The sequence below is a fragment of the Vibrio atypicus genome, assembly GCF_009811315.1.
In the GTDB taxonomy this organism is placed as follows: Bacteria; Pseudomonadota; Gammaproteobacteria; order Enterobacterales; family Vibrionaceae; genus Vibrio; species Vibrio atypicus.
In genome coordinates this window covers 1-6,436 of sequence record NZ_BLID01000021.1, presented here as the reverse complement: position 1 = coordinate 6,436, position 6,436 = coordinate 1, and the positions used below count along the sequence as shown (strand labels likewise).

The following is a 6,436-nucleotide window of genomic DNA, read 5'->3' as shown; positions in this document are numbered from 1 at the left end:
CTTACGCCATGATCAAAGCACTGAACAAACTTACAGGGCTTGGTATGCCTGAAACTCAGTATATTGTATAAAAGTCGCTCAACTTTAGGAGGTTTGGTTTCTCGTCTGAATTACGCAACAAAGCCCCTCATATACCTGAAAAGTGATCAAGATTTACTTTTCACCGACACTATAATGTAAACGCTACCACAACATTAGCTATTTAAAATATAAGTGATAAAATCCAAAGCTTACAACCCAAACCTACTGGTTAATTTAAGTTGTTACATAACGGGGTTTCATACTTCCAGTTAAAATTTTTAACCACTAAAGGTTCTATATGGCAACGATTAAGGATGTGGCGAAAGAAGCACGAGTTTCGGTCGCAACCGTTTCACGTGTGTTAAACAAGTCACCTAAAGCAAGTCAATCATCAATCGATGCTGTGACCAAAGCGATGGGCAAGTTAGGCTACCGACCCAATGCAGCAGCCCGTTCACTGGTAAGCCAAAGCACTGATACGATGGGTGTGTTAGTCAGTGATGTGTCCGACCCATTCTTCGGTACACTGGTCAAATCAGTCGATAACGTCGCGCGTGAAAATGGCAAACATATCCTTATTGGTAACGGTTACCACAATCCTGAAGATGAGCGCCAAGCCCTGGAATTGCTAATCAATAGTCGTTGTGATGCAATCGTCATCCACTCCAAAGGACTGTCTGATAAAGAACTGATTGGTTACGCCAAAGAGGTAAAAAGCATGGTGCTGATCAATCGGAATATTCCCGAGTTAGCCAATCGTTGTATTTCCCTTGATAACCGCAAAGGCGCATTCTTAGCAACGGAATATTTGATTCGTCACGGGCATCGAAAAATAGCTTGTATCGCCTCAACTCAGGATATTGAAGATACAGATGAACGCCTGCAAGGTTATCTGGATGCACTAAAAGAACATGGCATTGAGCTATCAAAAAATTATATCGAGTACGGTGAGCCAAACAGTGATGGCGGTGAAGTTGCGATGACGAATCTGTTAACCAAATCTTTGGAGATGACTGGCGTTGTCGCCTACAACGACTATATGGCAGCGGGTGCGTTGTCAGCATTAGATCAAAACGGCATTGAAGTACCCAGTAAGATATCGATGGTGGGGTTTGATGATGGCTTAATTGCACGCTTTGTTCATCCTCGCCTCACCACAGTTCGCTATCCAATCGAGATGATGGCTGAACGTGCTGCTCGCTTAGCTTTAGCACTGTCACGTGATGAACAGGTTGAAGATGAAACTATTATTTTCAGCCCAACATTAGTGCGCAGAAATTCTGTTGAGCGTTGTTGATTGTCTATATCTAATTAGCTACGAATCAAAAAAGGTGGGCATAGAGCCCACCCCAAATGCTATCTAAAATTCAAACTGATACACGGTTCGATGCTGATAGCAATCCCCTGAGCTCAACGTCCCCATGTTGAGTCCCCATTCTGGTTTATTTGGTCCATCAGGAAAGTATTGCGTTTCCAATGCAAGGCCGTCATAAAGCGCGTAAGTTTTGCTTGCGCCCGGCGCACCTGCTAAAAAGTTTCCTGAATAGAACTGGATGGCTGGTTTAGTGGTTTTGACCTTCATCACCACATCTTCTTTCGGTGCAATAAGAACCGCGGCAACAGACACACAATCGGTCACTTCAGGCTTGAACACAAAGGCGTGATCGTAGCCACCCGCGTTTTTCTGATCCTGCTCGCTAAGAAATGCCTGGCCAATAAGTTTTGGCTCAGTGAAATCAAAACTGGTACCAGAGACAGGTTTTTGTTCACCCGTAGGAATTAAACCCGCATCCGTTGGCAAGTAATGATCTGCACTAAGCTGCAACGTATGGTCCAAACTTTTCGCGTTGCTCGCCTCGCCCGCCAAGTTAAAGTAAGCGTGGTTAGTTAAATTCACCGGAGAGGTTTTATCGGTATTCGCTTCATAGGCAATAACGAGTTCATTTTCATCGGTTAACGTGTATGTGACTTTGACATCGAGATTGCCAGGATAACCTTGGTCACCATCAGGCGATCGAAGCGTAAAAACAACTTGTCTATCACTTTGTTCCGCAATCTTCCAGCGGCGTTTATCGAACCCATCTAAGCCACCGTGGAGCGAGTTTTCACCATTATTAACACCAAGTTGATAATGCTCTCCATCGATCGCAAATTGACCGTTTGCAATACGGTTGGCAAAACGACCGACGATAGCACCAAAATAGGCGTCTTGCTTCATGTGTTCTGCCATACTTGGCGAGCGCAATAGCACTTCACGGTGTTCACCATCTAACGGCAACGTGCAACTCAACCAAGTCGCACCAATATCCATAAACGATGCCGTCATACCATTCGCATTAGTAAGGTGGAGCAGATTCGCCGCTTGACCGTCAAACGATGGCGTTTGCATCATCGCTTGTTCTAATTGTTCAAAATATGCTTTCATCGCCTGCCCTTACAACGCTTCAACCAGACCAGCTCCATCTTTGGCTTTGCACACATAAATCGACGCTTTTAAACCTGTCGCAGCTTGATATTTAGCTTCTACCGTCGATTTCACCTTATCCACCAATGCAGGTGGAACGAGAGAGACGATACAGCCACCGAAGCCACCGCCGGTCATGCGCACGCCTCCTTCTTCGCCAATTACCTCTTTCACTATCTCAACCAGGACGTCGATTTCTTTGACGGTAATTTCGAAGTCATCACGCATTGATGCATGCGACTGAGCCATCAGTTCACTCATTCGTTTAATATCATGCGAACGGAGCGCTTTTGCCGCTTCGACTGTGCGATCGTTTTCAGTGATCACGTGACGCGCACGTTTTGCCACCAATTCATCCAACTCAGAAACTTTCTCGTTGAGCTGCTCAATGGTGACATCGCGTAGAGCTTTAACACCAAAGATTCGTGCCGCTTCTTCACATTGCTCACGACGAGTGTTGTATTCGCTGTCAACCAGACCACGTTTTTTATTCGAGTTAATGATCACGACTGCCATGTCCTCAGGCATAGAAACAGCTTCTGTTTCCAGACTACGGCAGTCCAATAACATGGCGTGGTTTTCACGGCCTTCTGCCGAAATCATTTGATCCATGATGCCGCAGTTACAACCAACAAATTCGTTCTCGGCTTGCTGACCATTTAATGCGATTTCCGCCTGGCTTATTTCCAGGTTGAAGAGCACTTTGAACGTCTGACCAATCACGACTTCCAGTGCCGCTGATGAGCTCAACCCTGCACCTTGAGGGACATTGCCGCTGACAGAGATATCAGCACCGGTAAACTGGTAACCACGAGCCAACAGACACTTCACGACACCGCGAATGTAGTTTGCCCACATTTTGTCTTCTTGGAACGTGATTTCTTGAGTGATATCGAATTCATCAACCGCGTTATCGTAATCAACCGATACCACGCGTACTAGGTTGTCTTCACGCTTTGCTGCCGCAACAACCGTTTGATAGTTAATTGCACATGGCAGTACAAAACCATCGTTGTAGTCGGTGTGTTCACCAATCAGGTTTACACGACCAGGCGCTTGGATAATATGGCTTGGCGCATAGCCCAACACGTTCTCAAAAGACGCTTTCACATTTTGGATTAAATCAGACATAGTTAAATCTCAGTTTCAAATTGCATTTAGATCCCCGAACCCTTTGTTCATTCGCGATCGTGAACCACTTATTTGATTTTCTGTTTTTCAGGTTCTAGGACCTAGGATCCTAGAACCGCCCAAATCACTGTTCTTTGTAGTGCAAATCACTTAGATCACGCAGACGCTGTGCCGCTTGCTCTGCGGTTAAGTCGCGTTGACTTTCGGCCAGCATTTCGTAACCCACCATAAACTTACGAACTGTCGCGCTGCGTAAAAGTGGCGGGTAGAACAATGCGTGAAGCTGCCAATGGTCGATGTCTGTGCCCTGTTCAAAGAAAGGGGCGTAGTGCCAACCCATTGAGTAAGGGAAAGAACATTGGAATAAATTGTCATAACGGCTGGTCAGCTTCTTAATAGCGACAGCCAAGTCGTCACGCTGCTCATTACTTAACTCGCTCATACGGCGGATGTGTGTTTTCGGTAACAGCATGGTTTCGAATGGCCACGCCGCCCAGTAAGGGACAACCGCCAACCAATACTCGGTTTCAACGACGACACGGGAGCCATCTTTTAGCTCAGCTTGTACGTAATCCACCAGCAGATTGCTACCGTGTTCCTGGTAGTAAGCCTTTAGGTTTTGCTCTTTGCGTTCAATCTCATTTGGTAAGAAACTGTTCGCCCAGATTTGACCGTGTGGGTGAGGCTGAGAACAGCCCATGGTTTCACCCTTATTCTCAAACACTTGGACCCAAACATACTCTTTACCTAGCTCTTCAATTTGCTCGTTCCACGTATCAATCACGCCACGGATTCTGTCTACCGGTAGTTCAGGTAAGGTTTTGCTGTGGTCAGGAGAGAAACAAATCACTCGGCTCAAACCACGTACACCTTGGGTTTTGAATAGTGGGTTGTCTGATTCTGGCGCATCTGGTGAGTCCACCATCAGAGCAGCGAAATCGTTATTAAACACGTACGTGCCCTGATAATCTGGGTTAACATCGCCAGAGATACGCTCATTTGTCGGACACAGGAAACATTTCTCATCGTAGCTTGGTAGCTCATCAATCGCCGCTTTCTCATCCGCCCCACTCCAAGGACGTTTTGCACGGTGTGGTGACACTAAAATCCATTGACCCGTTAGTGGGTTGTAACGGCGGTGTGGATGATCCACTGGGTTAAATTCAACGTTCGACATTTTACTTACTCAACTTATTCTTCTTACTAGTCCGACGCACTGCACCGAATGAAATTTAGTAACCTTGTGGGTTGTTAGATTGCCAATTCCAAGTATCGGCCGTCATTTCAGCAACGCTGCGTGTTGCTTTCCAACCAAGCTCACGCTCTGCCTTGTCTGTGCTCGCCCAACATTCGGCGATATCACCTGGACGACGCGGGCACAATTCGTAAGGCACAGGTTTACCGCAGGCGGCACCGAAAGCTTCCACCATTTCAAGTACGCTAGAACCTTTACCAGTCCCTAGATTGTATGTGTGCAAGCCCGCTTTCTGCCCCACAGCTTTCAGTGCCGCAATGTGGCCATCAGCCAGGTCCATTACATGGACGTAATCACGCACACCTGTACCGTCCGGCGTTGGGTAGTCGTTACCAAATACGGAGAGCTTTTCACGACGACCAACCGCGACTTGTGCAATAAACGGCATCAAGTTGTTTGGAATGCCTTGCGGGTCTTCGCCCATGGTGCCCGATGGATGCGCGCCAACAGGATTAAAGTAGCGCAGTAAAGTGATGCTCCAATCGCTTTCAGCATTGAACAAATCACTCAAACACGCTTCCACCATGTATTTACTACGACCGTATGAGTTAGTGGTTGCACCTGTTGGTGAGTCTTCTGTGATCGGAACGATTTCTGGATCGCCGTAGACGGTTGCAGATGAACTGAATACGATGCTCTTCACACCCGCTTTACGCATACTACGCGCCAACACCAATGAGCCATTGACATTGTTATCGTAATATTCCAATGGCTTGACGACTGACTCACCTACCGCTTTCAGACCTGCAAAGTGAATGACCGCTTGGATATCATGCTCAGCGAATACCGAATTCAAAAACGCTTCATCACGAATATCGCCTTGATAAAAAGTTGGCTGTTTGCCAGTTAGCGCTTCAATACGGCTCAATACTTCTGTTTTGGCGTTACACAAGTTATCGACAATGATGGGCTCCATGCCCGCCTCAATCATCTGAACGCATGTGTGACTGCCGATGTAACCCATACCACCTGTGACAAGTACTCTCACTTTTGCTTCTCCGCTGTTGCTGCTTCCTGCTCGGTACCGGACCTGATGCTCACTGAGCCTGCGTTATTCACACCAAGTCGATACGCCCAATTCTTCAATGGTTAAAAGTCTATCAACCAACACCGATTCAGGTCCGTGATCAAACTCAAATTAGTGTAAACGTTACCATAAAATAAAAAGAAAAATTTTAAGTTTTTTGTAAAAAAAATGGGCACAACCAGGCTAATTCACGAGAATTTAACAGTAATCACACGCAAATGACAAAATATAACTTACATAGCATCCAAAAATAGCCACGAGCATTGTAATCGTTACCACTAGGGTTAACTGTCTGAAACTGCCAAGTGTCGTTTGAAGCAACTACTCGGAGCACCGCTGACTCTTCGTAGTTACAACGCACAAGTTGTGGGGACGTCACGATTAGCGTGTTAAAAAACTTACAAGGCTAGGTAGGCTTTGTTGCGTAATTCGATGGAACTAAATCAAGAAACTACGATCTGAGCGGCTACGCCCATCAATCGTCGTAGCCTCATGCCTAAACCTCGTTACAAAACAACTAACTGGAAGCAGTACAATA

The 6,436-nt window shown here is 46.2% G+C and carries 5 protein-coding genes; 1 reads left to right on the top strand and 4 read right to left on the bottom strand.

What is annotated here, in order from left to right; genetic code table 11:
- Positions 1 to 319 precede the first annotated feature (319 nt).
- Positions 320 to 1,318 carry a substrate-binding domain-containing protein gene (locus tag GVO60_RS21990; RefSeq protein WP_023584787.1) on the top strand — a complete coding sequence of 333 codons (999 nt, stop codon included), beginning with the start codon at positions 320 to 322 and terminating at the stop codon, positions 1,316 to 1,318.
- A gap of 63 nt (positions 1,319 to 1,381) precedes the next feature.
- Here GVO60_RS21990 and galM read toward each other — a convergent pair whose 3' ends face one another.
- The 4 genes from galM to galE all read right to left on the bottom strand — a co-directional run bounded on the left by galM (position 1,382) and on the right by galE (position 5,859).
- Complete coding sequence (gene galM / locus GVO60_RS21985; protein WP_023584786.1) at positions 1,382 to 2,446, bottom strand: galactose-1-epimerase; 1,065 nt, start codon at positions 2,444 to 2,446, stop codon at positions 1,382 to 1,384.
- 9 nt (positions 2,447 to 2,455) lie between these two features.
- A complete protein-coding gene (galK, locus tag GVO60_RS21980; RefSeq protein ID WP_023584785.1) occupies positions 2,456 to 3,616 on the bottom strand; it encodes a galactokinase in 1,161 nt (386 codons plus the stop codon).
- A 124-nt stretch (positions 3,617 to 3,740) separates the two neighbouring features.
- On the bottom strand, positions 3,741 to 4,793 hold the full coding sequence (locus GVO60_RS21975; protein ID WP_025795282.1) for a UDP-glucose--hexose-1-phosphate uridylyltransferase: 1,053 nt from the start codon (positions 4,791 to 4,793) through the stop codon (positions 3,741 to 3,743).
- Between the two features lie 55 nt (positions 4,794 to 4,848).
- Entirely contained in the window at positions 4,849 to 5,859 is a 1,011-nt protein-coding gene (gene galE / locus GVO60_RS21970) for a UDP-glucose 4-epimerase GalE (protein WP_025795281.1), read from the bottom strand.
- Positions 5,860 to 6,436 lie beyond the last annotated feature (577 nt).

Excerpts from the sequence above, each read along its gene's own strand:
- GVO60_RS21990 (WP_023584787.1), top strand. The coding sequence starts at position 320 with ATGGCAACGATTAAGGATGTGGCGAAAGAAGCACGAGTTTCGGTCGCA.
- galM (WP_023584786.1), bottom strand. The coding sequence starts at position 2,446 with ATGAAAGCATATTTTGAACAATTAGAACAAGCGATGATGCAAACGCCA.
- galK (WP_023584785.1), bottom strand. The coding sequence starts at position 3,616 with ATGTCTGATTTAATCCAAAATGTGAAAGCGTCTTTTGAGAACGTGTTG.
- GVO60_RS21975 (WP_025795282.1), bottom strand. The coding sequence starts at position 4,793 with ATGTCGAACGTTGAATTTAACCCAGTGGATCATCCACACCGCCGTTAC.